This is a genomic window from Chryseobacterium sp. (assembly GCF_045629545.1).
Lineage (GTDB): Bacteria > Bacteroidota > Bacteroidia > Flavobacteriales > Weeksellaceae > Chryseobacterium.
Map to the genome: position 1 here is coordinate 61,683 of NZ_JAZQRK010000042.1, position 26,140 is coordinate 87,822.

General features: G+C 35.1%; 19 protein-coding genes and 1 tRNA gene. 8 read left to right on the top strand and 12 right to left on the bottom strand.

Annotation, left to right across the window (positions count from 1 at the left end):
- Positions 1-6: 6 nt before the first annotated feature.
- Together ACKI42_RS09820 and ACKI42_RS09825 are read right to left on the bottom strand one after the other, a co-directional pair.
- Positions 7-1,437 carry an OmpP1/FadL family transporter gene (locus ACKI42_RS09820; RefSeq protein WP_407404907.1) on the bottom strand — a complete coding sequence of 477 codons (1,431 nt, stop codon included), beginning with the start codon at positions 1,435-1,437 and terminating at the stop codon, positions 7-9.
- Between the two features lie 34 nt (positions 1,438-1,471).
- Complete coding sequence (locus ACKI42_RS09825; protein ID WP_407404909.1) at positions 1,472-2,503, bottom strand: prolyl-tRNA synthetase; 1,032 nt, start codon at positions 2,501-2,503, stop codon at positions 1,472-1,474.
- 143 nt (positions 2,504-2,646) lie between these two features.
- On the opposite strand from ACKI42_RS09825, the gene proS reads away from it, so the two are divergent.
- From proS to dnaJ, 5 genes are all read left to right on the top strand, one after another.
- The gene (gene proS / locus ACKI42_RS09830) at positions 2,647-4,122 is read left to right on the top strand and encodes a proline--tRNA ligase (protein WP_407404911.1); all 1,476 of its coding nucleotides are present in this window, start codon (positions 2,647-2,649) and stop codon (positions 4,120-4,122) included.
- Positions 4,123-4,238: 116 nt separating this feature from the next.
- Positions 4,239-5,534: a DUF937 domain-containing protein gene (locus tag ACKI42_RS09835; protein ID WP_407404913.1), complete on the top strand. Its 1,296-nt coding sequence runs from the start codon at positions 4,239-4,241 to the stop codon at positions 5,532-5,534.
- 120 nt (positions 5,535-5,654) lie between these two features.
- Positions 5,655-6,971, top strand: coding sequence for an Nramp family divalent metal transporter (locus tag ACKI42_RS09840; RefSeq protein ID WP_407404915.1), 1,317 nt, complete (start codon positions 5,655-5,657; stop codon positions 6,969-6,971).
- A gap of 246 nt (positions 6,972-7,217) precedes the next feature.
- On the top strand, positions 7,218-7,754 hold the full coding sequence (locus ACKI42_RS09845) for a nucleotide exchange factor GrpE (protein ID WP_407404917.1): 537 nt from the start codon (positions 7,218-7,220) through the stop codon (positions 7,752-7,754).
- 109 nt (positions 7,755-7,863) lie between these two features.
- The gene (gene dnaJ, locus ACKI42_RS09850; RefSeq protein WP_407404919.1) at positions 7,864-8,976 is read left to right on the top strand and encodes a molecular chaperone DnaJ; all 1,113 of its coding nucleotides are present in this window, start codon (positions 7,864-7,866) and stop codon (positions 8,974-8,976) included.
- Positions 8,977-9,062: 86 nt separating this feature from the next.
- Here the strand turns inward: dnaJ and ACKI42_RS09855 are convergent, their stop codons facing one another.
- The 6 genes from ACKI42_RS09855 to ACKI42_RS09880 form a co-directional block, all read right to left on the bottom strand.
- The gene (locus ACKI42_RS09855) at positions 9,063-9,470 is read right to left on the bottom strand and encodes an META domain-containing protein (protein ID WP_407404921.1); all 408 of its coding nucleotides are present in this window, start codon (positions 9,468-9,470) and stop codon (positions 9,063-9,065) included.
- Between the two features lie 131 nt (positions 9,471-9,601).
- A complete protein-coding gene (gene pheT / locus ACKI42_RS09860; RefSeq protein WP_407404923.1) occupies positions 9,602-12,004 on the bottom strand; it encodes a phenylalanine--tRNA ligase subunit beta in 2,403 nt (800 codons plus the stop codon).
- A gap of 381 nt (positions 12,005-12,385) precedes the next feature.
- Positions 12,386-12,462 (bottom strand) — tRNA-Arg (locus ACKI42_RS09865).
- 6 nt (positions 12,463-12,468) lie between these two features.
- Positions 12,469-14,238, bottom strand: a complete 1,770-nt coding sequence (locus ACKI42_RS09870) for a TonB-dependent receptor (RefSeq protein WP_407404925.1) — start codon at positions 14,236-14,238, stop codon at positions 12,469-12,471.
- A gap of 46 nt (positions 14,239-14,284) precedes the next feature.
- Positions 14,285-14,776: a hypothetical protein gene (locus ACKI42_RS09875; RefSeq protein WP_407404927.1), complete on the bottom strand. Its 492-nt coding sequence runs from the start codon at positions 14,774-14,776 to the stop codon at positions 14,285-14,287.
- The gene (locus ACKI42_RS09880; protein WP_407404929.1) at positions 14,773-17,736 is read right to left on the bottom strand and encodes a tetratricopeptide repeat protein; all 2,964 of its coding nucleotides are present in this window, start codon (positions 17,734-17,736) and stop codon (positions 14,773-14,775) included. Before ACKI42_RS09880 ends, ACKI42_RS09875 begins: the two co-directional genes overlap by 4 nt.
- Positions 17,737-17,912: 176 nt before the next feature.
- On the opposite strand from ACKI42_RS09880, the gene ACKI42_RS09885 reads away from it, so the two are divergent.
- A complete protein-coding gene (locus ACKI42_RS09885; protein WP_407404931.1) occupies positions 17,913-19,583 on the top strand; it encodes an APC family permease in 1,671 nt (556 codons plus the stop codon).
- Positions 19,549-20,208, top strand: a complete 660-nt coding sequence (locus ACKI42_RS09890) for a hypothetical protein (RefSeq protein ID WP_407404933.1) — start codon at positions 19,549-19,551, stop codon at positions 20,206-20,208. Before ACKI42_RS09885 ends, ACKI42_RS09890 begins: the two co-directional genes overlap by 35 nt.
- 99 nt (positions 20,209-20,307) lie before the next feature.
- On the opposite strand, the gene ACKI42_RS09895 is transcribed toward ACKI42_RS09890, so the two are convergent.
- From ACKI42_RS09895 to ACKI42_RS09910, 4 genes are all read right to left on the bottom strand, one after another.
- A complete protein-coding gene (locus tag ACKI42_RS09895) occupies positions 20,308-20,502 on the bottom strand; it encodes a cold-shock protein (protein ID WP_407405134.1) in 195 nt (64 codons plus the stop codon).
- A gap of 69 nt (positions 20,503-20,571) precedes the next feature.
- Positions 20,572-21,216 (bottom strand): DEAD/DEAH box helicase, encoded by a 645-nt coding sequence (locus ACKI42_RS09900; RefSeq protein ID WP_407404935.1) that lies wholly within the window; start codon positions 21,214-21,216, stop codon positions 20,572-20,574.
- A 217-nt stretch (positions 21,217-21,433) separates the two neighbouring features.
- The gene (locus ACKI42_RS09905) at positions 21,434-21,994 is read right to left on the bottom strand and encodes a helix-turn-helix domain-containing protein (RefSeq protein WP_407404937.1); all 561 of its coding nucleotides are present in this window, start codon (positions 21,992-21,994) and stop codon (positions 21,434-21,436) included.
- A 128-nt stretch (positions 21,995-22,122) separates the two neighbouring features.
- A complete protein-coding gene (locus ACKI42_RS09910) occupies positions 22,123-23,628 on the bottom strand; it encodes a carbon-nitrogen hydrolase family protein (RefSeq protein ID WP_407404939.1) in 1,506 nt (501 codons plus the stop codon).
- 364 nt (positions 23,629-23,992) lie between these two features.
- Here ACKI42_RS09910 and ACKI42_RS09915 point away from each other — a divergent pair, with 364 nt between their 5' ends.
- Complete coding sequence (locus ACKI42_RS09915; RefSeq protein ID WP_407404941.1) at positions 23,993-26,140, top strand: endonuclease MutS2; 2,148 nt, start codon at positions 23,993-23,995, stop codon at positions 26,138-26,140.

The window sequence follows — 26,140 nt, forward strand, 5'->3', positions numbered from 1 at the left end:
ATTATATTAAAACTTAAATCCTACAGTAAGAAACAAATTATTTTTAATGTTTTTGACATCTGACACAACATGATATGGCGTAGTCACATCAAAATCCCCTGAATAATAACCTGTAGTATAGTTATCCCCAGCATATCCCGCTAAGAAAGGATTTTTGTACTCAGATGAAACATTTTGATAAGCTGCATCAATATACAATTTACCAAAATCATATCCGATACCTACCCCGATAGTATTTCTAGAACCTAAAATTAGGTTGCTGTAATTATTATCACCTGCTAATCCTGCATTAGAATAAGAACTAATAGTCATAGCGTCAAAAGGACTTGATGCATGTGCATATCCTCCACGAATTCTGAAAGCACTAATTCTATATTCGGCTCCCACTCTTATTTCTGATAAACTTTTTGAAGAATCATTAAAGAATGAATTCAACTCAGTTTCCGCAGGTCCTTCTATTTCATATTTAGGTTTTGTAAGACCCAAAGTGTAATCTACATTAATTGCAAAGTTTTTAGTAGGAACATAGGCACCACTGAACGTGGCTTTCATTGGAGATCTAAAGTTTCTAGTTTCCGAGAAATTATCATAATAAATCCCATCGCTACCATCATAATAATCTGTGTATATCCTATCCATAGACCACCATGTAGGTGTTTCTATAGAAGCACCCAATCTTACCTGATTGGAAACTTTACCTATTATACCCACATTTGCAGAAAAACCATTTGATTGTTCTTGAAAAGGACTAAATTGTTTATCGAAAGTGGTTACTGAGTTATCCAGATCCAAACCCAATTTTGCTACATCATGTTGCTCCAGATCTACTGTATGAAAATTTAAACTAGCACCTAAGTAAATAGAGTTATTATAATTGGCACCTACCCCAAAGTTAAATTTAGATTGGTTACCGTATCGATCATAAGCATGACCCATATAGGATAAATTGCCTACCAAATTATTACCTGCATTATCCACTAAGTCTTTAGCGATAACTACATTAGTATTGCCTGGAGATTCAACATAATTTTCAACAGATTGGGTAGAAATGTTAACGGCTAAATTCACAAATTTCCAAGCTGATTCTGTAGGAAGTTTAAAGGCAATTAATCCATTTGCGGTCCCCAAATCTGCATTATTCACTTTGTAAGAAGTAGAATTACCTCCAAGAGTTGAGGTATTTTTGTTGCTAATGATAGATAAGGTGCCAGAAACATCACCAGCAATGGCAACACCAATACCCGCAGGGTTAGTTAATAAAGCAGAAGCATCCCCACCTAATGCGCCATTGGATCCCGCCATTGCATTAAACCTTGATGAGCCTATCATGGGTGTATTAGAATAGACATCTACGGAATTTTTGATTACTGAAATATCTTGTGCCTGTGCAAAAAACGCAGCAGCAATACTTGTTATAATTATAGATTTTTTTAACATTGTTATGTTTAGTAAGTAGTTTTTTTGTAATTAATTATCTTCCACCAGACCTGAAGCCTCCGCCACCAGATCTCATGCCACCTCCGCCAGAAGATGATCCACCTCGGAATCCGCCACCACTATTGTAATTGGAGTTATTAAATCCTCCAGATCTGAAACCACCATTATTTTGGGTAGGCTGCTGAGAACTATTTTGCCTAGGTATTGAAGTGTTTCTATATCCTCTATTTTGGTTAGAATTGATGTTTCTGAAGCCTCCATTTTGGTTTATTCCGTTTTGTCTTCCACCATTGTTCATATTACCATTTCTGAAACCATTGGCATTGTTTTTGACTCCAGAGCCATTAGAATTTCTGAAAGCAGAATTATTCCCTTGATACTTGTTGATGCTATTATTGGTGAAGCTTCTACCATTTGCGCCACTTCTTCTATATTGAGGTCTATAATAGTTGTTATATCCATAATATCCACTACCATAACCCCAATATGGGTTTCCATAATATCCACCACCATATCCCCAATAAGGATTCCCGTAGTATCCACCATAGTAGTAAGGGGAATTCCAACCTAAATTCCAAAAGGAATTATAGCCTCCCCAGCCCCAACCCAATGACATTCCCATTCCCATGCCCCAGCCAGAACCCATACCCCAAAATGGGCTATATCCACCATACCATCCCCAAGGTGAACCAAAGTAGTTTGAATAATAATTGGTCTGGTTTCCTGCAAAGTTACCCCAATCTGAGTCGGTAACATTGGTTTGGTATGATGTCTCAGCCCAAGTACTGTATCGATTGTTTTGCTCAGCTGCGTTAAGTTGCGCATTTTCAATAATATTAGAGTCTTGATAATAATCATAGTTTTGCCCTACTCTATTACCTTGATCTCCACTGATGATAACACCTTCTGGAAGTGTATCTTTATTGGGATCATAATATACGCCATCTCTCTCGCTATAGCCGCCCATTTGAGCTCCACAAGAGACTAATAATAATCCACTAGATATCGCTAAAATACTTTTAGATTTTAGAATAAGTAGCAAATTTTTATGTATATTTCTTTTCATGATAATGTAAAAATTTTATATTTAAATTATATTTGCAATCTGCACCAAAAATGTACCAAAACATTGAGGCAAAAGATCTACCAAAAATAGATTTTTATTTTTAGATTACAATAAAATAGAAAAGTTAAAAAAAATAAAAAATAATGGCAAAATTAACCACAAGAAGCGAAGATTATAGCAAATGGTATAACGAACTTGTAGTAAAAGCAGATTTAGCTGAAAACTCAGGCGTTAGAGGATGTATGGTTATTAAACCCTACGGGTATGCAATTTGGGAAAAAATGCGCGATGAACTAGATAAGAAGTTCAAGGAAACAGGTCACCAAAATGCTTATTTTCCACTTTTTGTACCTAAAAGCTTATTTGAAGCTGAAGAAAAAAATGCAGAAGGTTTCGCTAAAGAATGCGCCGTGGTTACCCATTACAGATTAAAAACTGATCCTAATAATCCTCAAAAATTAATAGTTGATCCCGATGCAAAATTAGAAGAGGAATTGATTGTACGTCCTACCTCTGAGGCAATTATTTGGAGTACTTATAAAAACTGGATTCAATCTTACAGAGATTTACCAATTCTTATCAATCAATGGGCAAATGTAGTTCGTTGGGAAATGAGAACCCGACTGTTCTTAAGAACTGCAGAATTTTTGTGGCAAGAAGGTCATACAGCTCATGTCACCAAGGAGGAAGCCATTGAAGAAACTGAAAAGATGAATAATGTTTACGCAGAATTTGCAGAAAAATTCATGGCTATCCCTGTTATCAAAGGTCTAAAATCTCCTTCCGAACGATTTGCTGGAGCAGATGAAACGTATTGTATTGAAGCATTGATGCAAGATGGTAAAGCTTTGCAAGCAGGTACATCTCACTTTCTAGGTCAAAATTTCCCTAAGGCATTTGATGTGAAATATACCAGTAAAGAAGGGAAGCAAGAATATCCTTGGGCAACATCTTGGGGTACTTCAACCCGATTAATGGGTGCACTTATTATGACGCATTCAGATGATTTAGGCCTAGTATTGCCTCCATCTCTAGCCCCAATTCAGGTAGTGATCGTTCCAATTTTTAAGGGTGATGAACAATTGGCTCAAATCACAGAAGTTGCATCTGATATTGTTGCTAAATTAAAAGCGAAAGGAATTTCTGTAAAATTTGATGACGATACACAAAACAAGCCAGGATGGAAATTTGCTGAGTATGAATTAAAAGGAGTACCGGTAAGAATGGCGATAGGACCAAAAGACTTGGAAAATGGTACGGTAGAAATTGCGAGAAGAGATAATTTGACTAAGGAGTCTCAGCCATTAGTAAATATTGATGTTTACATTGAAAATCTGTTAACAACAATACAACATGATGTATTTGCAAAAGCGCTCAACTTTAGAGATACTCACATCACAAAAGTAGATTCTTATGAAGAATTTAAGAAAGTATTGGAAGAAAAAGGAGGATTTATCTATGCGCATTGGGATGGTACAGAAGAAGAAGAAGAGCAAATAAAGGATGAAACCAAGGCAACGATCAGATGTATACCCTTAGATGACGATATTGAAGAGGGAGTTTCTATGATTACAGGAAAACCTTCAGCTAGACGTGTATTATTCGCAAAAGCTTACTAAAAAACTTGATAATTTTCCTGGAAATTTTAGCAATATTTAAAATATTATTAAGAAAACCTTAAAAATGGACTACTTTTTGTTGAATGAATTATAACATTAATTTAAAATAATTTATTATGTCTTTAAACATCATTGATTTAATTAAAGGACAACTTGGTCCCGCATTGGTAACTCAAGCTGCTTCACATCTTGGCGAAAGTGAGTCTGGTATTGCGAAAGCAATTAGCGGATTATTACCAGCTGTAATCGGCGGATTGGCTAACAATTCTAATAATACAAATGTTTTAGATAGCATTAGTAATCCATCATCTCAAGGTATTTTAGGAAACTTATTAGGATTAGCTTCTAATAATAACACATCTGTCGTTTCTGGCTTGCTAACCTCCATTTTTGGAGATAAAGTAGGTGGACTTGTAAACTCAATTGCAACTTACGCAGGAATAAGCAATAATTCTTCTGCATCATTGCTAAATCTAGTAACTGGAGCTACAGTAGGATCTATTGGTAAATATGCCTCTGATAATAATCTTGATAAATCTGGTATTTCTAATTTATTAAGCGAGCAAAAAGGTATTTTATCTACTTTATTGCCTGCAGGTTTATCTTTAGCATCTCTTAATCTTGGAAATATGTTTGGAGGTGACACTACTCAAAAAGTAAATGTAACAACTCCAGAGACTCCAAAACCAAGGGTTGAAGTTACTAGAGGTACCAACCAAAGTGAAGTTTTTAACGATAGAAATAATAACAATAATGAAGGAGGCGGATCTATTTGGAAATGGCTTTTACCATTATTACTGGCAGTTGTCGCAGCATTTTTCCTTTGGAAACAATGCGAGAAGAAAGAGACTACTACAAATATAGTTGATAATGATACTACAATCGTAGATAGGGATACAGTGGCTACTAATACTACTACCACTACTCCAGTAACAAGAGTTGATGAAAATATTGACCTTAATGGTGTTGCACTTAAAGGTTATAAAGGAGGTATGGAAGATAGAATGATTGCATTCTTAAAATCGGATGGCTATAAAAATGCAGCCGATGATGAAGCTTTGAAAACAACATGGTATGATTTTGACCACGTAAACTTCAAAATGGGATCTTCTAAAGAATTGGAAGCTAACTCACAAGGTCAACTTGATAATTTACTAGCTATTCTTAAAGCTTTCCCAGATGCTAAGGTAAAAATTGGTGGTTACACAGATAAGGTAGGTGATGAAGCAAACAATGTAAAATTATCAAAAGAAAGAGCTGAATTTATCAAAAACTGGTTGAGCAGCAAAGGTGTTGGCGCACAAGTTTTAGGAGCGGATGGTTACGGAAGCGAATTTGCAACAGTTGCTACGTCGGCATCTGATGAAGAGAGAGCAGTTGATAGAAAAATGTCTGTAAGATTCGCAAAATAATCTCCTATATTATATATAAAAAGATCCCGGAATAATATCCGGGATTTTTTTTATGAATTACTCTTATTAGTCATTTAATTATTTAAATTTGTTAGCGAAATCTAACAATTTGATTATAACATGAAAGACGCTTGGAGAAAAGAAAATATAAGCAACTCATTGCCAGAGGTATTTTCATCAATACCAATACCTAAAAAATCTAGTTTTTGGAGAAAATATCTTGCATTTGCAGGTCCAGGATTGATGATTGCCGTAGGATACATGGATCCTGGAAATTGGGCAACCGATATTGCAGGTGGTGCACAGTTTGGGTATACTCTACTTTCCGTTATACTTATTTCCAATATTTTTGCTATGATCTTGCAGCATCTATCTGTGAAATTGGGTGTGGTAGCAGAAAGAGATCTGGCACAAGCATGTAGAGATCATTTCAAACCTACCACCAACTTTATACTTTGGGTTTTTTGTGAAATTGCAATTGCTGCATGTGATCTTGCAGAAGTAATTGGCGCTGCAATTGCCCTCAATTTACTTTTTGGCATACCACTAACTTGGGGAATTGTAATAACCACCATCGATGTTCTTATCATTTTGATGCTTCAAGCAAAAGGATTTAGATGGCTAGAAAGTATTGTTGGTGGGCTTATATTTATTATTCTTATATGTTTTGGTTACGAAATTATTATTTCTAAGCCAGAAATTAATGCAATTTTGGGAGGTCTAATTCCGCAAAAAGAGATTATTACCAACCCCGCTATGCTATACATCGGAATTGGTATACTTGGAGCAACCGTAATGCCGCACAATCTCTATCTACACAGCAGCATTGTACAAACAAGAGATTACACACGAGATCGGGAAGGAAAAAAAGAAGCGATAAAATTTGCTACTTTAGATAGCACGGTTTCACTATTATTAGCATTTTTCATTAATGCGGCGATACTTATTTTGGCGGCTGCAACTTTTCATACCACAGGAAATAACCATGTAGCTGATATTCATGATGCCCATAAATTGTTGACTCCTATTTTGGGAGCTTCTATGGCGAGTATTGCTTTTGCAGTAGCCTTATTGGCATCTGGGCAAAACTCCACACTTACGGGAACTTTAGCAGGACAAATAGTAATGGAAGGATTTCTAAATATTAGGCTTAAACCTTGGTTAAGAAGGCTTATAACAAGACTAATAGCAGTAATTCCAGCTTTGATTGTTACTATAATTTATGGTGAACAAGGCACTACAGATTTGTTGGTCTTGAGCCAAGTGATATTATCTATGCAACTAAGTTTCGCAGTAGTTCCATTGGTGATGTTTACGAATGATAAAGCTAAAATGGGTGAATTTGTAAATAAACCTGTCCTTAAAATTGCTGTTTGGGTAATTTCGGTTGTGATTATTGTGCTTAATCTTTATTTGTTGTACCAAACATTTGTATAATGACCGAGATATAGCCCCGATTGCAATGGAAGTCCTTTTTTTTTGGGTTGGGAACCTTACTGGTTTTTATAAAATTGAATAGCTAAACCTATAGGGTTTGGATAATTCGGCAAAAAAAAGATTATAATGAAAAGCGGGAACTAGCTTCTAAATAAGGATCGCGAATATCGCACTTTCTGACTTAATGTCACAAAAATGCCTTTGGCAAAATCTTTGCCAAACAACATTGTAAAAAGTTATTGAATTATGGAAAATCAGGAGATCAACGAAGAAAACATCAATACACAAGAAGATATAAATACTCAGGCAGAGGATACGGTACAAGAAAATGTGACAGAAACTCCAACAGCAGAGGAACTTTTGGCAGTAGAAAAAGACCGATACATCAGATTATATGCTGAGTTCGAAAATTATAAAAAGAGAACTTCTAAAGAGAAAATGGAATTTTTCCAGTACGCAAATCAGGAAATGATGATTTCTATGTTGGCAGTTTTGGATGATTTTGAAAGAGCATTAAAGGAGATTGCGAAAAACGGTAACCCATCTGATCTACAAGGAGTAGAATTGATCTATCAGAAATTTAAAAATAAATTGACTGAGAAAGGATTAAAAACTATGGAAGTTGCGGCTGGAGACGTTTTTGACGTAGATTTCCATGAAGCAATTACACAGATACCTTCTCCATCCGAAGATCTTAAAGGGAAAATAGTAGATGTCATAGAAACAGGATATACTTTGGGTGATAAAGTAATTCGTTTTGCAAAAGTAGTAACAGGAAACTAAAATCAACCATGACTATTGCTAGCTAATGATGAGAGAAGAATTGGAGTAAATACTTTACTATTATTCTATTCTACCATCATTATTTATCAATCATCAATTACAATATATCATGTCAAAAAGAGATTATTACGAGGTTCTAGAAATCAGTAAGTCTGCAAGTGCCGACGAAATAAAAAAAGCTTACCGTAAGATGGCTATAAAATATCACCCAGACAAAAATCCTGGTGATAAGCAAGCTGAAGAAAACTTCAAAGAAGCAGCAGAGGCTTATGAAGTTTTAAGCGACGACAACAAAAAAGCACGTTATGACCAATACGGACATGCTGGAGTTGGCGGCCAAGGAGGCTTTGGAGGTGGTGGCTTCGGAGGCGGAATGAACATGGAGGATATCTTCAGTCAGTTCGGTGATATTTTCGGTGGAGGTTTTGGCGGAAATGGCGGCGGTGGTCGTCAGCAAGTGAAAGGCTCTAACTTGAGAGTAAGAATAAAGCTGAATCTTGAAGAAATGGTGAATGGTACACAAAAGACACTGAAGGTTAAAAGAATGAAGATGGCGCCTGGGGCTACTTCAAAAACTTGTACTACGTGTAATGGAATGGGTGTACAGATGAAGGTGATGAACACGATGTTCGGACAAATGCAGACCCAAACTACTTGTAGTACTTGCCAAGGTATTGGTAAAGTTGCGGATAAAATTCCTGCAGGTGCCAATGCGCAAGGTTTAATAAAAGAGGAAGAGGAGATTTCTATCAACATCCCTGCTGGTGCTAGAGATGGTATCCAACTGAATGTGAGAGGAAAAGGTAATGATGCACCTTTCGGGGGAATTGCAGGTGATCTTTTGGTAATTGTAGAAGAGGAAGTAGACCAAACTATAAAAAGAGAGGGTGACAATCTTCATCAAGAATTATATATCTCTTTTGCAGAAGCATCTTTAGGTACTAAAAAAGAAATACCAACTGTAGGAGGAAAAGTGAAGATCACCATAGATGCGGGTACTCAATCTGGTAAAATCCTTAGACTGGCGGGTAAAGGATTACCAAGTATTGATAGCTACGGTAAAGGTGATATGTTCGTTCACATCAATGTATGGACTCCACAAAAATTAAATAAAGAACAAAAAGATTTTTTCGAAAAGCAATTGGCAAGCGGCGATATGGTTGCGGAGCCTTCTGGTAAAGAGAAAACTTTCTTTGATAAAGTAAAAGATTTATTCAACTAATCATAAAAGAGACCTTAGAAATAAGGTCTCTTTTTATATGATAATTTTCTATTTCATCAGTCAATAATGAACGAAAGGAAATCCTATTATTCGGCTTTATTGAATTTTAATAGTAAAAGTTCATCTTTGTATAATTCTAAAGTATTTCCAGAAACTACGTACTTATTAGCTTTTTGCATCATTTCTAAGAAGTTTTTCTCTACACTCATATTATCACAAGCCATTCTTGTGGAACCCATTTGAGACGCTACAAAACTTCCAGAAGTTGTTTCTGAAGATAATGTTCCAAAATAATTATTGCACCCTGCATTGCCTGTTACTTTACCAGCTTCGATGTTTAAAGTGGGCGTTTTTCCTTTTACATTATCTGCCAACGTCCATTTCGAATTTGAAATTGAGGGCTGAGATTTTCCTACTTTTGATGTAGTGGTAGAAATTGTTCCACAAGAAACTAAAATAGCTGCTGCGAACAAACCTAAAAATATGTTCTTCATGATTACCTTTTGATTTATACCAAATTTACGGAAATATTATTATTATCTTATACCTAATGATACTTAGATATAAAAAAAACGGACAAACGTCCGTTTTAGTATATAATTTAAGTAGAATATTGTTAAAAATATTAAGATCTTAATTCTGCCTCAAATTCTTTTTGGAATGATTTAATTAAAGAATTCATTACCTCTGAAATTTCCTTCTCCTCTAATGTTTTCTCCTCATTTAATAGTTCAAAACTCATCGCATATGACTTTTTACCTTCTGGAAGATTTTTGCCTTCATAGACATCGAACAGATTGATATTTTTGATGAACTGAGATTTGTTTTTCTTGGCAGTTTGGTATAGATCTTCATAAGAAATATGTTTATCTACCAATAGTGCTAAGTCTCTTCTTATTTTATTAAACTTCGGAATATCTTTAAATTTCAATTGATAGTGCACTCTTAATTCTTGTGCAAATTCTAATTCAATCTCAGCATAATAACATTCTTGATCAATATCAAAATCTTTCAGCATTTCTGGAGAAACTTTGCCAATTCTCACCAATACTCTACCATTTACTTCATATGCCAAGGCATCAGAAAAACGGCTATCGGTAAGGGATTTTTCTAGATATGTAATTCCTAATTTTTCTAATAAAACTTTTACATATCCTTTTAGATTGTAGAAGTCTGTAACGGATTTTGGCTGAAGCCAGTTTTCTGCCACCTCTCTACCAGATACCAAAATAGCCAATTGTTTTCTTTCTTCGTATTTTTCTTTTTTGTGATAAATTTTTCCGAACTCAAAAAACTTGATATCTTGGTTTTTTCTATTGATATTATAAATGGCATTTTGTAAAAGACCTTCTAATAAAGATTTTCTCATGAATGCTAAATCATTACTTAGAGGATTAAGTAATTTTACGGCTTCATTTTCATCTCTTACAGAAGTTAGAGAGTTATTTATGGCTTCGTAAAATCCTAAACTTTGTAAAGTTCTTGCCCAGCTATTTTCTAATTCATCTTGGTCTTTTGCGTCCAATTTTACAGGGGTAAAAGCTATTTTCTGTGGAGCATCAATCTTGTTGTATCCGTAGATTCTCAAGATTTCTTCTATTACATCAATTTCTCTAGTAACGTCAGCTCTGTATGCTGGTACAGAAATTTCGTACCCATTCTGAATCTCATTGAGAACCTGAATTTCAAGGGCTTTTAAAATTTCCTTTACTTTTTCTCTATGGATTTTTGTTCCTAAAATTTGCTCGATTTTTGAGAATCTAATGATCACATAGTTATCTTCTATTTTTTTTGGATATTCCTCTAATAATTCTCCTACCAACTGACCACCAGCCAATTCTTCAATCATCTTGATGGCGTGTGTAATTGCTGTTCTGGTAATATTAGGATCTACACCTCTTTCAAATCTGAAAGAAGCATCTGTATTTAGGCCATGTGCTTTTGCAGCTTTTCTTATCGCAACAGGATTGAAATAAGCACTTTCTAAAAATATAGTTTTAGTTTCAGCAGAAACACCAGAAGTAGCACCACCGAATACTCCAGCAATACACATTGGCGTATCTGCTCCATCCTTAATGATAATTTCAGAGCCGTTTAGTGTTCTTTCTACTCCATCTAAAGTAGTGAATTTTGTTCCTTCTGCTACAGTACCAACTTTTACAGTTTTACCTGCAATTTTAGCAGCATCAAAAGCGTGTAATGGTTGTCCGAAACCGTGGAGGATATAGTTGGTAACATCAACAACGTTATTGATTGGGCTAAGACCAATTGCTTTCAATCTATCTTTCAACCAAGCAGGAGATTCTGCCACCATTACATTTTCAATTACAGCACCGATATATCTTGGCGTAAGCTCTGTATTTTCTACATTAAGAGTAAAATCATGTGAACCTTGCGTATTTAAAGCAACAGATGATACTTTTGTAAAAGTACCTTTTTGCTGATTAGTAGATAAAAACGCGTTTAGATCTCTCGCAACACCGTAGTGAGACATTGCATCTGTTCTATTGGGAGTTAGACCAATTTCGAAAACCTCATCATTAGATAATTCAAAGTAATCTGCAAAGTTTTTACCAACCTCATATCTTGTTTCATCTAAAATCATGATTCCGCCATGATCTTCGCTAAGGCCTAGTTCATCTTCTGCACAAATCATTCCTTGAGAAACTTCACCACGGATTTTAGCCTCCTTAATCTCGAAGAAATTACCAGACTTATCATAAATTTTAGTCCCAACAACTGCAACAGGAACAGTTTGTCCTTCTCCGACGTTGGGCGCGCCACAAACGATGTTCAAAACCTTACCGTTTCCTATGTCAACAGTGGTTTTGTTTAGTTTGTCTGCATTTGGATGCTTCTCGCAAGTTAATACTTTCCCTACAATAATACCTTCCAAACTTCCCTTTACGCTTTCAAATTTTTCTATCCCTTCTACTTCCAGACCGATATCGGTAAGAAATTCTCCAATTCTCTCAGATTTAATTTCTGTCTTGATAAAGTCTTTCAACCAATTGTTTGATATTTTCATGTGCTAACTTCTATTTTTTCAAGTTTTTCAAATTTCACTTATAAGATTCTTCTGAATTTTTGAAAATTTTAATCGATTTTTATACGGCTACAAATATCGCTTTTTTTTTGATAATTAGTTAGAAACTAGCCATTACTTTTATCATAAATCTTAATTTAAAAAGATTATAAAATGGACTATTTTAAGTTTAATAATAAGCATTATGGCGGCTTAGGAATTTGGTTTGAGTCACCATTTGCACAGTAATAAATTGCATGGTGAATAGGAGATGACATAACCTTGAATAAAAAAATTAGGAGATGCCTATATAACAAAAAAGAGAGACTACATAAATAATCTCTCTCTAAAAATAAGCGAAATGCTTCTTTTATAAATTTCTAATGGTGACCACGGAGGGATTCGAACCCCCAACCCTCAGAGCCGAAATCTGATATTCTATCCAGTTGAACTACGCAGCCTTTGTATTAGAATGTAATTTTTATTCCACCTACCACTTGAGCCCCTAGAACTTTATATCCTTTATAGGTTTGGTATTTGGAACTTAAAAGATTATTTCCTAGGGCAAAAATACTAAAATTTTTGTGAATTTTGTATTCCGCTGATAGATTTAAATCTGCATATCCTCCTACTTTATCGTCTCTATTTTCGGTAGATTGATAAAACATAGCAGGATTACCTATTGCTTCTATTGTGTAAGAATTAGTAGTTCTATCGCTTGCAAATATTCCTTTGAAGCCAAGAGATAATTTCTTTTCAAACATCGTATATCTTGCACCTATACTCCCCGTAAGTAAGGGAACATTATAGATATCTTCATAATTGGCAAGATCATATTTCAAGAATCTTGCTTCTACATCTACAGTAAGGTTTTCTAGCGGAAAATACTGCAAACTTCCCTTAATATCACTTATATTTCCATCATCGTATACCGCAGAAAATGTGTTGGCAAAATTGTATGGTCCTCTATCTAGCGTATATCCGTTATCCAAAATGTTATTCCCCTTAAAGAACATAATGTCTCTCATTTTACCATATCCAGCAGATACATCATATTTGAAAGTCTCATCTATATCTCCTCTAAGACCTACATAAAAATGATATTTTGTCTCTGTTGGTTTTAAAAGTTGGTCTGAAACTAAGAATGGATTTTGTTGTAAAAGTTCGCTATATGTATTGATCTTCAGTCCTCCGTCTACTCCACCATAAAACTTAAATTCTGTAGAAGCAGCTAATTGGAACTCAGCTTTTGGAAACCAATAGGTCTTATTCGTTTTAGACTGTTCCGCCATGAGTAGATTATTGTGTTTGGCATTCAGAAATGAAAAATCAGATCCTAATGTCAAATAAGATTCACCTTTGGCGAACGTTAACTTTGGAGACAAATTGGTATTGAAAAAGCTTGAAGAGTTTTTGTTTAAAATTTCAAAAGTACTCTCCACAGTTTCTAATCCTACGCCCAAATCAGCATTCAATACCACTTCAGAATTCCCTAAAGCTACTGCATGCTTAGAGAAATTGGCTAATAAGGAACCTTGGTTCTCTTTCGCGTCATAATGGTCTTTCAAAAATGATGATTTTACTCGAACGTCATTTAAAATTTCATTCGAATAAAAATCATAATATCCATTTATTTTAAATTGATTAACCTTTTGGTTTAGATCTATCGTACTTTCAGGCTGTAATGCATAGATTCCATAATAATTATATTTGTCTAAACCATATTCAGCATTCACATTGAATTTTCCTTTTTCACCATATGCATTAAGAAACGCTCCCAAAGTTGCCGAATTTTGCTTGGAATCCCAAGCATAATCCTTCTTCAATCCGTTGGAAGAAAGAACGTGAACATCCGCACCTACCTCAATGGTTTCTTTAATTTTGGTGGAAATATTGGCATCTGCAAGAATTTTACCATAATTCCCCATTCCAAATCTAAAATAGTTATTTTGGGCAGTTCCATCAAACTTTGGTGTTACATCTTCTCCTTGTATGGTGGAAGTTTTGAAATCTGAAACCGCAGGCACATCTGTGATATTGTATTGCACAGGAGTTTGAGATTTTTCCTCTGGTGGATAATTCTTGATGGTTTCTACAGATGTCTTTTTCTTTTCTATCTTTTTAATTTCTGGTTCTCTTTTTTTAGTAAGTACCAATTTTTCTTCTTTGATCTGAGAAAATGCAATTTGCGAAATTCCTAAAAATAATATAGATAATATTTGAATCTTCTTATTCATACTTTTTTTTTAAATCTCAAAGGATTATAAAACCTATTGAGTATTACTATTTTTTTATATTCCCTAGCAAGCCTTCACCCGAATAGTCGTGTGTATCTTCAGTTATTTGATTTCTCCTGTAAAGATATTGGTAGAAGGTGCCTTCTACTGCCTGCCCATTTGTAAGGTAATATCCTATAAAATGATTAGGATTAAACCTAAAATCATTAATTGTGATAAATGAGGAGTAGTAATTTACTCCAGCTAAACTCATTGGCGCATAGTAATTCCCTGTCCAGCTTCCTCCAAAGTTAGCTATTAAGGTTTCACCTACATAAGCTGTCAAAAAGTCCTCAAGAATACTAAGATCTTCAAAATCCACGGAAGCATATTGTACCAAAATACGATCAACTTCCTTCTCCAAACTTTCGAGAGAAAAGTCTAGTGTATGCCCTTTCCCCTTCATTATTTTAGCAAAATCTACTGCACACGTTTTTGGATCTACAGATCCCGTAGTAGAGTAATTAATACCACGTATATTATTATTTAAAAAAATCATTTCTTAATTTGTTTTTTAACGTCTTTTGCCTCTGCTACAATTTCTGGGAAATCTGCATAGTTGTTAATAATCTGATCACACGTATAACTCGCCTGATAATTATCCTTAAGACCGATATAGTTTTTAGCCATCAACACCAATGCCTTTGCGCCCCAATAGTCTTCTGAAGCAAAATTGTTGGCTAGCTTGAAGATGGTTTCGTTAGAAGATTTAAAGGCTTTTCCTTTATTCTGATAAAATGCCTTGGCATATAATGCTTCTGCTGCTACTTCAGCGTTAGACGATTTTTCTAATGCTGTATAAGCTGTTTGTGCTTCTTTATCTTTAGAAGCATTCATCAAGCTTCTTGCTTTTATTACTTTCGCTGTTTCTATTACGGCTGCAGAGTTTTTGTTATTTGCAATCACCGCATCAGCTACTTTTTCAGCTTGAGAGAAATTTTTCTCTTCTGCGTATAGCTTCATTAATTCTACATTAGCGTAATTTTTGATATTTACGTTAGATGAATTTTTAAGGTTTTCCAAATACTTTTTGGCATCTGCATAATTGCCTTGTGCAATGAAAATCTGAGCCAGACGCGTCTGAGCATCTTCTTGATAATCATTTTGTATATTGGCAACCTCTTGTAATACTAATAATGCCTTGGTAAAATTATTGGTTTGGTAAAGACTTTCTCCCAATTCGTATTTTGCTTGATATAAGCTTTCTCCCATAGGATTTTGCATAAGATATTTCTCATAGTACGAAATCGCATTTTTATAATCTTTTTTAGCAAAATATTGTTTGCCAGTAGCGAGATTGATTTCGTCTAGTTCTTTAGCATCTACATTAACACCTATATTTCTAGCAAAAGATTGATATCCTGCCACATCACCACTGTTGGTAAATAATGGTTTTGCTACTTGCACAATTTTTTGTGCGTATGCTGTATTTTTATATTGCTCTCCTAAAGATTTTAGTTCAGATAATGCTTTATCACTCTGATTTTGATCGATGTAGTTTTGTGCTCTAAAAATAGAAGCATTAGCTACCAAATCTTTATCAGACGACGTTTTTATTACCTTACTGAAATACTCGTTGGAATTGGCGAAATCATCTTGATCTGCGTAAGCAGAAGCAATTTCGTACTGAGCATCATCCTGATATTCTGAACTTGGATATTTGGAAAGCAAGGTTTTTAGATTTGCAATTTTAGCTACATTATCTCCTTTAAAACCTAAAGCTAGAGCTTTTTGGTACAAAGTATAATCTGTAGATTCTTCGTTTTTATCGTAGATAGCAATTGCTTCATTCAAATCATTATTTGCATAATAGATATCTGCCAAACGCAACTCAGCATCGTTTTTAAATTCCGTTTTTGGATTGTTTAAATAATCTTTAAAATATTTTTGAGCCTGGTCAAATTTTTTAGATTTAAAATAAGCGTAACCCAAATCGTAAGGTAATTGCTGTTTTTCTGGGAAGGTTTGATCTAATAATTTCTCATATCTTACAATGGCAGAAGGATAATTTCCTTTTTGGTAATATACCTGACCTAGCCAATATAATGCTCTGCTATTAAATTCTTTATTGATATTAAATTCTAAACTTCTTAGGAAATAACGTTCCGCTTCATCAAAGTTTCCTTTGTTAAATTCTTCTGTACCGAGTAAGTAAGAAACTTCTTGGTCTACTTTATCCGTCTCTGGTGTAGAATTCGGAAGTTTATCTATCGCATTCAGTGTCTCTTTAAAATTACCAGAGTACAAATAAGACTTTACCAAGAGTGATCTCATTTCCGTTGTCTTTGTTCCGGAAGGATTATTTGTAATATAATTTTGAATAACGGTAGTAGGACTTTCAAAAGGATTTCCAATATCGTAGCTCAATTTGGCATATTGTTCATGTGCAAGTGTTTTCACACTTTTATCATAATCCATTTGGTAAGAAGAACGAAATGCAGAAAGTGCTTCTTGTTTTTTTTCTACAGCCAAATAAGCGTTACCCAATTGGTAATACGCATTTTGAGACAAAGCCGAATTGCTGTTTAACAATTGATTGTAGTACGAGACAGCTTCATCATATTTTTTTAGTTTTGCTGCTACAAAACCCATTTCGTACAAGTCATTTTCAGATGGATTCTGCTGCACAGCTAGATAATCTTTCAAGTGTGGATACGCAGAAGTAAAATCATTTTTCATAAAATAACTTTCCCCTATGATCTTATGAACCTCCGCTTTATAAGAATCTGAAATATCTTCATTCAACAGAACATTTCCTTCTGCAACGGCCTTATCATAATCCTTATCATTATAGTACATCTGAACATAATAAGGACGTACTAGTTTTGAATATTTGGGCTGATCTTTTACAGAATCAAAATATTGGAATGCTCTATCGTTTTGCCCCTCGGCATAATAAAGATGTCCCAACATATAGCCTACGTCGCCCTTTTCTGTGGAATCCACATTTTTGTAAGCTTCTTCTAATGCATCAATAGCGCCTTTAGAATCTCCCTGCATAAATTTGGAATAACCCAATTTAAGAATATACTGCGTATTCTCCTCCTTTGTTAATTGATATTGGTTTACCTTTTTCAAAGTTTCCAATGCCTTTTTGAAATCTTTTTTAGCCAAATAATAATCTGCAAGTGGCAGATTGGCTTGTGCAAAGTAAGCAGAATTCGGATATTCTTTCATGAATGCTGTAAGACCTTCTTCTGCATGATTTTTTTGCAAAATCACACCAATTACATTATCAAAAAATTGCGCGGCTTCTTTCTTAGATTGAGACAAATTTTGATTGTAAAAATATTGTCTAGCATATTCATATTGAGAAGCGTTGTATATTTTGGTCTGATAAAGATTTTCCGCAAGGTTATACCGGAAATTTTCTTTTTGAGTATAATATTGTGACTGTTGTGCATCGAAAATGCCGAAATAAACAACTGCTGCCGCTAAAAGTATCTTTTTTGATTTCATTCTTTTTTTGAATAAAAATTGGGTTCTATATAGATCAACGAATGTATTGAAAACTTATTGCTTTGGCAAACATATAAGCGTACAATACTTTAATTTTAAACAAATTTTAGCAATTTTTTAACAAACTTTTACAATAATTAGTACATTTGTTTCTTACACTTAAATATAGACATTGAATGAATCAACTATTCAAAAGAAAAAATTATTCAGAAACCGATACATCCACCAATCTGCTACGAGTTTTAGGCGTTTGGGACATTGTATTTTTTGGTATTGCGGCGATTATTGGAGCAGGGAGTTTTAGCAGTTTGGGAGAAGCAATTTTCAGAGGAGGACCTGGAGTTATTTTGTTATATTTAATTTGTGGTTTCGCCTGCGGATTTACTGCGCTTTGCTATGCCGAATTTGCGAGTAGAATTCCTACTGCAGGATCTGCTTACACTTATGCTTACGCCAGTTTTGGCGAATTGATTGCTTGGATTATTGGCTGGGCGCTGATTATGGAATATTCTTTCGGAAATATTTATGTAGCCTTTTCTTGGTCTGATTATTTTACAAGTTTTCTAGGAAGATTGAATCTTCATATCCCAGATTTTCTTACTTGTAGCTATTCTGAGGCCAAAAAAGCATTTCTTAATGGTTCTGAAAACAAAGAACTCATTAATGCCTGGAAAAATGCACCGCTTTTAGGCAGCTTAAAATTTATCATTGATATTCCTGCTTTAGTCATTAACGGATTGATTACTTGGCTATGTTATCTAGGTTTAAAGGAAAGTAAAAACTTCAATAATTCTCTAGTAATTTTGAAGTTAGCTGTTATTGTATTCGTTATTTTAGTGGGTGTTGCCTATATAAATACAGACAATTGGACACCTGTTAGTACTACAACACAAGTTGCTTCATTTATGCCCAATGGTTTTTCTGGGGTAATGAGCGCGGTATCTGGAGTATTTTTCGCTTACATTGGGTTTGATGCACTTAGCGTTTTATCCGAAGAGACCAAAGATCCTCAAAAAACACTACCAAAAGGGATGATTATCTCACTGGTGCTTTGCACCGTGATTTATATAGCGCTTACCCTTGTTCTTACAGGGATGGTAGACTACAGAAAATTTGATGGCGTGGGAGATCCACTTTCATTTATTTTCGAAAAAGCCAATGCCAACGTTGCTTGGATGGAATTGGTGGTTTCCTTCGTAGCCATCGTGGCCATCACTACCGTACTTTTGGTTTTCCAGATGGGACAACCAAGAATCTGGTACGCTATGAGTAGAGATGGTTTGATGCCACAGAAATTTCAAGAAGTGCATCCAAAACACAAAACACCTTCTTTTGCTACCATTATTACAGGTATCGTTGTCGGAATACCAATCATCTTTACAGACAAAAGTTTTATCCTAGATTTTACCAGTATTGGGACTATTTTCGCCTTTGTGCTAGTTTGTGCTGGTGTACTTATGCTTCCTGCAAAAGAGAAAATAAAAGGTAGATTTCATCTTCCGTATATCAACGGAAAAGTTATTTTCCCTATCCTATTTTTAGGTGCGCTAGGAACTTTTTATTACTTGCAACCTCAATTTTTTGACACATTGATGGATTGGAAAGATCCTAAAGAAGGAGAATTTCGAGCTTCTATTTTCTTTTATCTAATTATTAATTTAATCTTGTGCGTTGTCGCATTTATAAAAAACTTATCCTTAATACCACTTATTGGATTAAGCTCATGCCTTTATCTTCTTACCGGTATGAGCCATAACAACTGGTTTTGGTTTGGACTTTGGTTTGCTTTAGGATTAATTATTTATTTCTGCTATGGATATAAAAACAGTAAACTTAGAAGTAGCTAAACCTATTTTTAAAAAGGTTTTGTTAACTTTATTTGTCTCTGCAACGATGAGTTGCAACAAAGATACATCTACTCAAAAAACAGCAACCACTCCGTCCAGTGTGGTTGCTGTTTCTAAAATAAGCTATACTGAATTACTTTCTTCCATCAAGAACAAAAGTACACAAGCACAAAAAGAAGAGTTATTCTCATTTATAAATAATGAAATCCCAACTTATTGGGAAGGTACGCCTTGGTCTTACAATGGCACAACCAGGATTCCCCAATCTGGAAGCATAGCTTGTGGCTACTTTATTACGAATATTTTGACGGATTTTGGATATAATATCAAAAGAATTCATCTCGCACAACAACCTTCATCGGTGATGATAAAGCAACTTTGCACTGACATAAAATATTTTGATAGTAGAGAAAGATTAGAAGATTTTGTAAGATCCAAATCTAAAAATCAGGTGTATATTGTTGGATTAGATTTTCATACAGGATTTATCACTTTTGATGGTAAGGAAACTTACTTTATTCATTCAAATTATATTAAAAATCAAGGCGTGGTGAAAGAATTGGCAACAAGTTCGCAAGCCCTTAATGCATCAAAAACTTTTATGATTGGGAGATTGAGTAAATAATAATTAAAAGGAAAGACTACTCCATTTCAATTGGGGTACAAAATAAAAATCCATCTCAGTTGAGATGGATTTTGTTTCAATAATATATATTATTGGCAATTAAGCCAGTCTTACATTTACTGCGTTTAGTCCTTTTTCGCTTTTTTCTACGTCAAAAACTACTTTGTCATTCTCGCGAATAAGTTTAGTGTTCAAACCTGAAGAATGTACAAAAATGTCTTGACCTCCCTCGTCTGGAGAAATAAATCCGAAACCTTTAGTTTCGTTGAAAAATTTTACTGTGCCTTGTTGCATTGTATTGGTATTAAAATTGTTGATATAATATTTGTCTAACAAGAGTTAAACGTTTGTGATTTTGGTTTTTTAAGATACCGCAGAGAAGTAATCTTTTTTATTGATTTCCAATCTGTTATTCAGTGTTCTCTCAGCAAATATAGTTAAATCTTTTGATATCGTACTAGAATAAAATATATTTTGCCTTTTAATAGGAAGTTTATGTATTAATTTGATAAAAGTGCCAGAATTACTTTCTAAAAGCTCATCTGCTTCATCTACCACTAGCATTTCAATCTTCGAAAGCGTAATATGTCTCTGCTCGTCTAGCTCTAATAATTTATCTGGTGTGGCGATGATAAGATCCAATCTCTTCCTAAGAGATGAAAGTTGGGTACCATTAGAAATACCATCATAAACAGACAATTGTGCTAGTGGCAAATACTTGGTATAGACCTTAAAGTTTTCCTCTATTCTTAATGCAGATTCTTTGGTAGAGGTCAAAATAAGAACTCTTGTTTCATTGTGATCGGTATTATTCTTCTTCAAAAGTTGAATGATCGGCATAATAAAAGAGGTAAGACGCTCCATATCGTTGGACATGCAACACAAGATATCTCTACCATTCAGGATTTGCGGAATAATATCATTCTGTAATTCTGAAGGTTTTGCACAACCTGCTTCTGTAGCAGCACGAACAATAGGATTGATTAAGTTTAGATTCTTAAAACTCATAGTATATTTGCCGAGTCGCGGCTTTCCTAACAAAGTTTGATGCAGGAAACTGGTTTAATATTTGAGACCTGGTGCGATCTTTTATCAGAATTATATAAAAATTCTGGTTGTGTAAAAAACTAATTTGGATATATTTTTTTCCACTTTACAAAAGTCTACAAAAAATTGATTAATAGTTTATACAAATAAATCTAAGATTTACATAAATCACACGTTTTTATAAATCTTCTAGATTATTCTCTCTTTTTTGTTTGAGCTGTTTGTAGAAAGACGGCGCCAAACCTGTTATTTTTTTGAATTGATAAGAAAGATGCGCTACACTGCTATAGTTTAGCTGGTAGGCAATTTCCGTAAGATTAAGCTCATTGTACAAGATCAATTCTTTTACTTTTTCTATTTTGTTGAGGATAATAAACTGCTGTATCGTGTAGCCATTCACTTCAGAGAAAATATTGGCGAGATAAGTATAATCGTAACCTAAGGCATTGCTAAGATATTCTGAGTAGTTTTCTTTCGGTTGTTCTGTAGTATTATGAATAAGCGTGGTGATAGAGTTTTTAATTTTCTCTATTAGAATACTTTTTTTATCATCTAAAACTTCAAGACCCATTTTTTTTAGTCGAGCAGTAAAAGTAGTTAGTTGTTTAGAATCCATTGGTTCTATAGTATCCACAATACCTAATTTCACTACAGCTTGGCTTATTCCCAATCTATCGATTTCTTGTTGTACCATCATTTTACATCGCAAACTGACCATATATTTAATGTGAATTCTCATTGTTCAAATTGTTTTCGACAATTCATTGTATTTATTAATAAAGCTAAATTATTACCCTCAAGGTACTGATTTATTTTTAAAGTGCAACACACCTTTTGAGATAGCCAACTGGGCTTGATCCACTGTTTTTAAGATTTTAAATACGTTTCATACAAATCTGTTCGTCTATCCTTCAGTACTTGTACAGACCCATTATGATGCAAATCCTTTAGAAGATTGAAGTCTACATCTACAATGAGCGTCATTTCTGTATTGGGTGTAGCCTCTCCTTTCACGGCATTAGAAGGGAATGCAAAATCTGAAGGCGTAAAAACAGCTGCTTGCCCGAATTGGATATCCATATTATTAACACCAGGAAGATTACCTACACATCCCGCAATGGCTACATAACATTCATTTTCTATGGCTCTGGCTGCAGCGCAGTGCCTTACTCTCATGTAGGCATTTTGCGTATCGGTAAGATAGGGTACGAAAAGCAGTTTCATTCCTTGGTCTGCTAAGATCCTTGGCAATTCTGGGAATTCTACATCATAGCATATCACGAGACCAATTTTCCCGCAATCGGTATCGAAGGTTTTTATTTCGTTTCCTCCTTTCATTCCATAATACTTTCTTTCGTTAGGGGTAATATGTATTTTTCTGTATTCATCTATTCTCCCATCGCGATGTAATAGATAGCTCACATTATACAGATCGTTGTTTTCAAACAGCGGCATACTTCCAGAAATGATATTGACATTGTAACTGATAGCAAGATCCGATATTTTCTTTTTGATATCATTGGTCAGTTTTGCAAGCTCTATCATACTTTCTCTTTCAGAAAGATGATTGAAAGGGGCAAGCAAAGGAGTATTAAATAATTCTGGGAATAATACAAAATCAGATTTATAGGCTCCCATGACGTTCACGAAGAATTCTACTTGCTCATAGAAGGCATCAATATCCTTGAAGGGTCTCATTTGCCATTGTACCAACCCCAACCTTACGGTACTATCCTTCATCGTATTGGGTTTCTTGCTATAATAGATATTATTCCATTGGAGAAGAACGGCGTTTTCCTTGGAATCTTCGTCTTGAGGAAGATATTTTTTGAGGATACGGATGGGCAAGAAATTATTAGATAGTTGGAAAGAAAGCACAGGATCATAGATTTCTTTGTCTCTTACTTTGCGTATGTATTCTCTTGCTGATATCTCGGAACTGTACGTATGATAATTGGGAATTCTGCCTCCAAAAATGATTGATTTTAGGTTGAGTACTTCACAAAGTTCTTTTCTGGCATCGTATAATCTCCTTCCCAAGCGAAGCTCTCTGTATCTTGGGTCTACAAAAATCTCTATTCCGTACAGTACATTGCCGTTGGCTGTATGAGTACTGAAACTGCCCTTCCCTGTGATATCATCATAAGTATGCTCATCATCAAAGTCGTCATAGTTCACTACTATAGAAAGTGCTACGGCAGCGATCTTGCCATTAACGGTAATCCCAATTTGTCCTTCGGGGAAGATTGTGGTAAGACGCGCAATATCTTTATACGTCCAGATGTTATCTGCCATATGAGGATAGGCTAGTTTCATGGCGTCTATAAGCTCATCATAGTCTTGGATATGGAGTTTTCTCGTTTCTATCTGCATATTGTATTTTTATTTAAAGGTATAGAAAACCTATGAGTTGTGGTGACTTCTAGACATCAATTATCTAGTAAATTGACTGAGAAGAGCTCTATAACTTTGATATAGGAGTGAATGATTGACAATTTTTGAGCTGATAAACCCCTATTTTAATTAGCACAAACTAGGGCAATAGCCCCGATAGAACGGCTTGTTTGAGCTCTTTTTGCAAGCGAAGGAAAGCGAAAGGCACAAAAAAGCGAGAAGTGATAGCGGGAAATAGCTTCTAAGAAAAAAATAAGTGGATAGAATTGTTTTGCTTCATCGTGTAAGAAAAAATAGTGGACTATAGAATTTGGATGATTTACAAATTAATTATCTTTGCAGGGTGTATATAAATAAAGAAGATTTAAAAGAATTAGAATTTCCGCAATTGCTCGCGGAGATTGCACCCTTTGCCTATTCTCCAAAGACCAGAGAGAAGATACATCAGCTATTGCCAATGGGCATAGATGAAGCAGAACTTGCTCTGAAAAAGACTGCCGAATACCTATCTAGTTTTGAAAGCTCGAACGCCATCCCGTTTGATGAATACGAGGATATAGACAACGAGCTAAAGCTGATGCTGATAGAGAACTACAGACTGGAGAACAGCGCTTTTATAAAAATAAAAACCCTGACTGAACAAATAGGAAGGCTGCAAAAGTTTTTCCCTACGATGCCCGATACCTTCCCACAACTGTTGCAGGAAGTATCTGTATTGGAGTTCAAGAAGGAGATCATTGATAAAGTAGATAAAGTTTTCAATCGTTTTGGGGAAGTGAAGAGCGAAGCTTCGCCTATCCTAAAAGGACTGAGAACAGAAATGCAACACGCCAAGAAGGCAATACAAGAGAACTTCAATAGGGCGCTTTTCAACTACGGACAAAGCGACTTTTTGGATGAGATCCGAGAAAGTATTATAGACGACCAAAGAGTTTTGGCGGTGAAGTCGGCGTACAAAAAGCGTGTATTGGGTAGAGTTCTTGGGTTGTCCAAAACAGGATCTATTACCTATATGCAGCCCGATAGCGTGGTGAAGCACTACTTTAAACTAAAGGAATGTCAGGAAGAAGAAAAGAAAGAAATAGATAAAATACTAAGGCAACTAACGGCGGAAATTGCAGTTTTTCAGCCTCAGCTTTGGAGATACCAGAAGTATATCTTTGATCTGGATTTTACGAGAGCTAAGGGTAAATTTGCCGAATTGGTGAATGGAGTTTTGCCAAAGATTAACCGTCACAAAACCCTAAAGCTAAAGGATGCCTACCACCCTCTTCTATGGTTGAAAAACAAGAAGCAGAATAAAACGATTTTCCCACAAACTTTATCGCTAACAGACCACAACAGAATTATCTGTATATCGGGTCCTAATGCGGGAGGAAAGTCTATCACCCTGAAAACTGTTGGGCTACTGCAACTGATGATACAGAGCGGAATCTTGGTGCCTACCCATCCAAAATCTGAAATGTTCTTCTTTGATAAGATCATGACGGATATTGGCGACAACCAATCCATAGAAAACCACCTTTCTACCTACTCTTCTAGGCTAAAGAAGATGGGCGGTATTATAAAAGAAGCCAACGCAAAAACGCTGTTGCTAATAGATGAATTCGGGACGGGATCTGACCCAGAGTTGGGAGGTGCCTTGGCAGAAAGCTTCCTAGAGTTCTTCTACGATAAGAAAAGTTTTGCCATTATTACCACGCACTATACCAATATAAAAATTGTAATAGAGCAACTACCCAACGCCGAAAACGCAGCCATGCTCTTTGATGAGAAGACGCTAGAGCCTATGTATAAGCTGGAAGTGGGACAAGCTGGAAGTTCTTTCACGTTTGAGGTGGCAGAGAAAAACAAAATTCCGAAGTTTATCATAGAGTCTGCGAAGAAGAAAGTAGAACACGACATCATCAACCTAGATAAAACCATCGTAAAACTACAGCAAGAGAAATACGAGGTAGAGAAGCTAAGAACCGACCTTACCGAGAGAAAAGAATCTGTGGAAGGTAAGCGAGACAACTTCCAAAAACTGAATGAACAGCTGCAACAAAAGCTCTTCAACTTCCAAAAGTTGTATGAAGATGAGCATAGAAAATTGCAATTCGGGAACAAAATTGAGACTTTTATAGAGAGCTATATCAAAGGGAAATCTAGAAAAGATGTAGTAAAAGACTTTGTGAAAATCTTGGAGCAAGAGAAGTTCAGGAAAATTGGTGCTGATAAAGATGAGACCAAAAGGCTGCAAGTGGTGAAAAGGAAAATTACCCAGCAACTGAAGAAAGAGGAAGTAATAGAAAAGATAGAAGAAACCAACGAAAAGCTAGAGGAAAAACGCAAAGTAGACCGTGCCGTTTGGATGAAAGTGGGACAACGTGTGCGCATCACAGGAAGTACCAGTGTGGGAACTATTGATAAGATATCTAGAAATAAGGTGATAGTAAACTACGGCACCTTCAAAACCACGATAGATCCTGAAGAATTGGAAAGGATTTAA

What these genes read in the sequence shown, in the direction of transcription:
- ACKI42_RS09840 (WP_407404915.1), top strand. Translation starts at nt 5,655, where the DNA reads ATGAAAGACGCTTGGAGAAAAGAAAATATAAGCAACTCATTGCCAGAG.
- ACKI42_RS09825 (WP_407404909.1), bottom strand. Translation starts at nt 2,503, where the DNA reads ATGAAAAGAAATATACATAAAAATTTGCTACTTATTCTAAAATCTAAA.
- pheT (WP_407404923.1), bottom strand. Translation starts at nt 12,004, where the DNA reads ATGAAAATATCAAACAATTGGTTGAAAGACTTTATCAAGACAGAAATT.
- ACKI42_RS09845 (WP_407404917.1), top strand. Translation starts at nt 7,218, where the DNA reads ATGGAAAATCAGGAGATCAACGAAGAAAACATCAATACACAAGAAGAT.
- ACKI42_RS09895 (WP_407405134.1), bottom strand. Translation starts at nt 20,502, where the DNA reads ATGCAACAAGGCACAGTAAAATTTTTCAACGAAACTAAAGGTTTCGGA.
- ACKI42_RS09885 (WP_407404931.1), top strand. Translation starts at nt 17,913, where the DNA reads ATGAATCAACTATTCAAAAGAAAAAATTATTCAGAAACCGATACATCC.
- ACKI42_RS09855 (WP_407404921.1), bottom strand. Translation starts at nt 9,470, where the DNA reads ATGAAGAACATATTTTTAGGTTTGTTCGCAGCAGCTATTTTAGTTTCT.
- ACKI42_RS09875 (WP_407404927.1), bottom strand. Translation starts at nt 14,776, where the DNA reads ATGATTTTTTTAAATAATAATATACGTGGTATTAATTACTCTACTACG.
- ACKI42_RS09900 (WP_407404935.1), bottom strand. Translation starts at nt 21,216, where the DNA reads ATGAGTTTTAAGAATCTAAACTTAATCAATCCTATTGTTCGTGCTGCT.
- ACKI42_RS09910 (WP_407404939.1), bottom strand. Translation starts at nt 23,628, where the DNA reads ATGCAGATAGAAACGAGAAAACTCCATATCCAAGACTATGATGAGCTT.
- ACKI42_RS09880 (WP_407404929.1), bottom strand. Translation starts at nt 17,736, where the DNA reads ATGAAATCAAAAAAGATACTTTTAGCGGCAGCAGTTGTTTATTTCGGC.
- ACKI42_RS09905 (WP_407404937.1), bottom strand. Translation starts at nt 21,994, where the DNA reads ATGAGAATTCACATTAAATATATGGTCAGTTTGCGATGTAAAATGATG.
- ACKI42_RS09835 (WP_407404913.1), top strand. Translation starts at nt 4,239, where the DNA reads ATGTCTTTAAACATCATTGATTTAATTAAAGGACAACTTGGTCCCGCA.
- dnaJ (WP_407404919.1), top strand. Translation starts at nt 7,864, where the DNA reads ATGTCAAAAAGAGATTATTACGAGGTTCTAGAAATCAGTAAGTCTGCA.
- ACKI42_RS09890 (WP_407404933.1), top strand. Translation starts at nt 19,549, where the DNA reads ATGGATATAAAAACAGTAAACTTAGAAGTAGCTAAACCTATTTTTAAA.
- ACKI42_RS09820 (WP_407404907.1), bottom strand. Translation starts at nt 1,437, where the DNA reads ATGTTAAAAAAATCTATAATTATAACAAGTATTGCTGCTGCGTTTTTT.
- ACKI42_RS09870 (WP_407404925.1), bottom strand. Translation starts at nt 14,238, where the DNA reads ATGAATAAGAAGATTCAAATATTATCTATATTATTTTTAGGAATTTCG.
- proS (WP_407404911.1), top strand. Translation starts at nt 2,647, where the DNA reads ATGGCAAAATTAACCACAAGAAGCGAAGATTATAGCAAATGGTATAAC.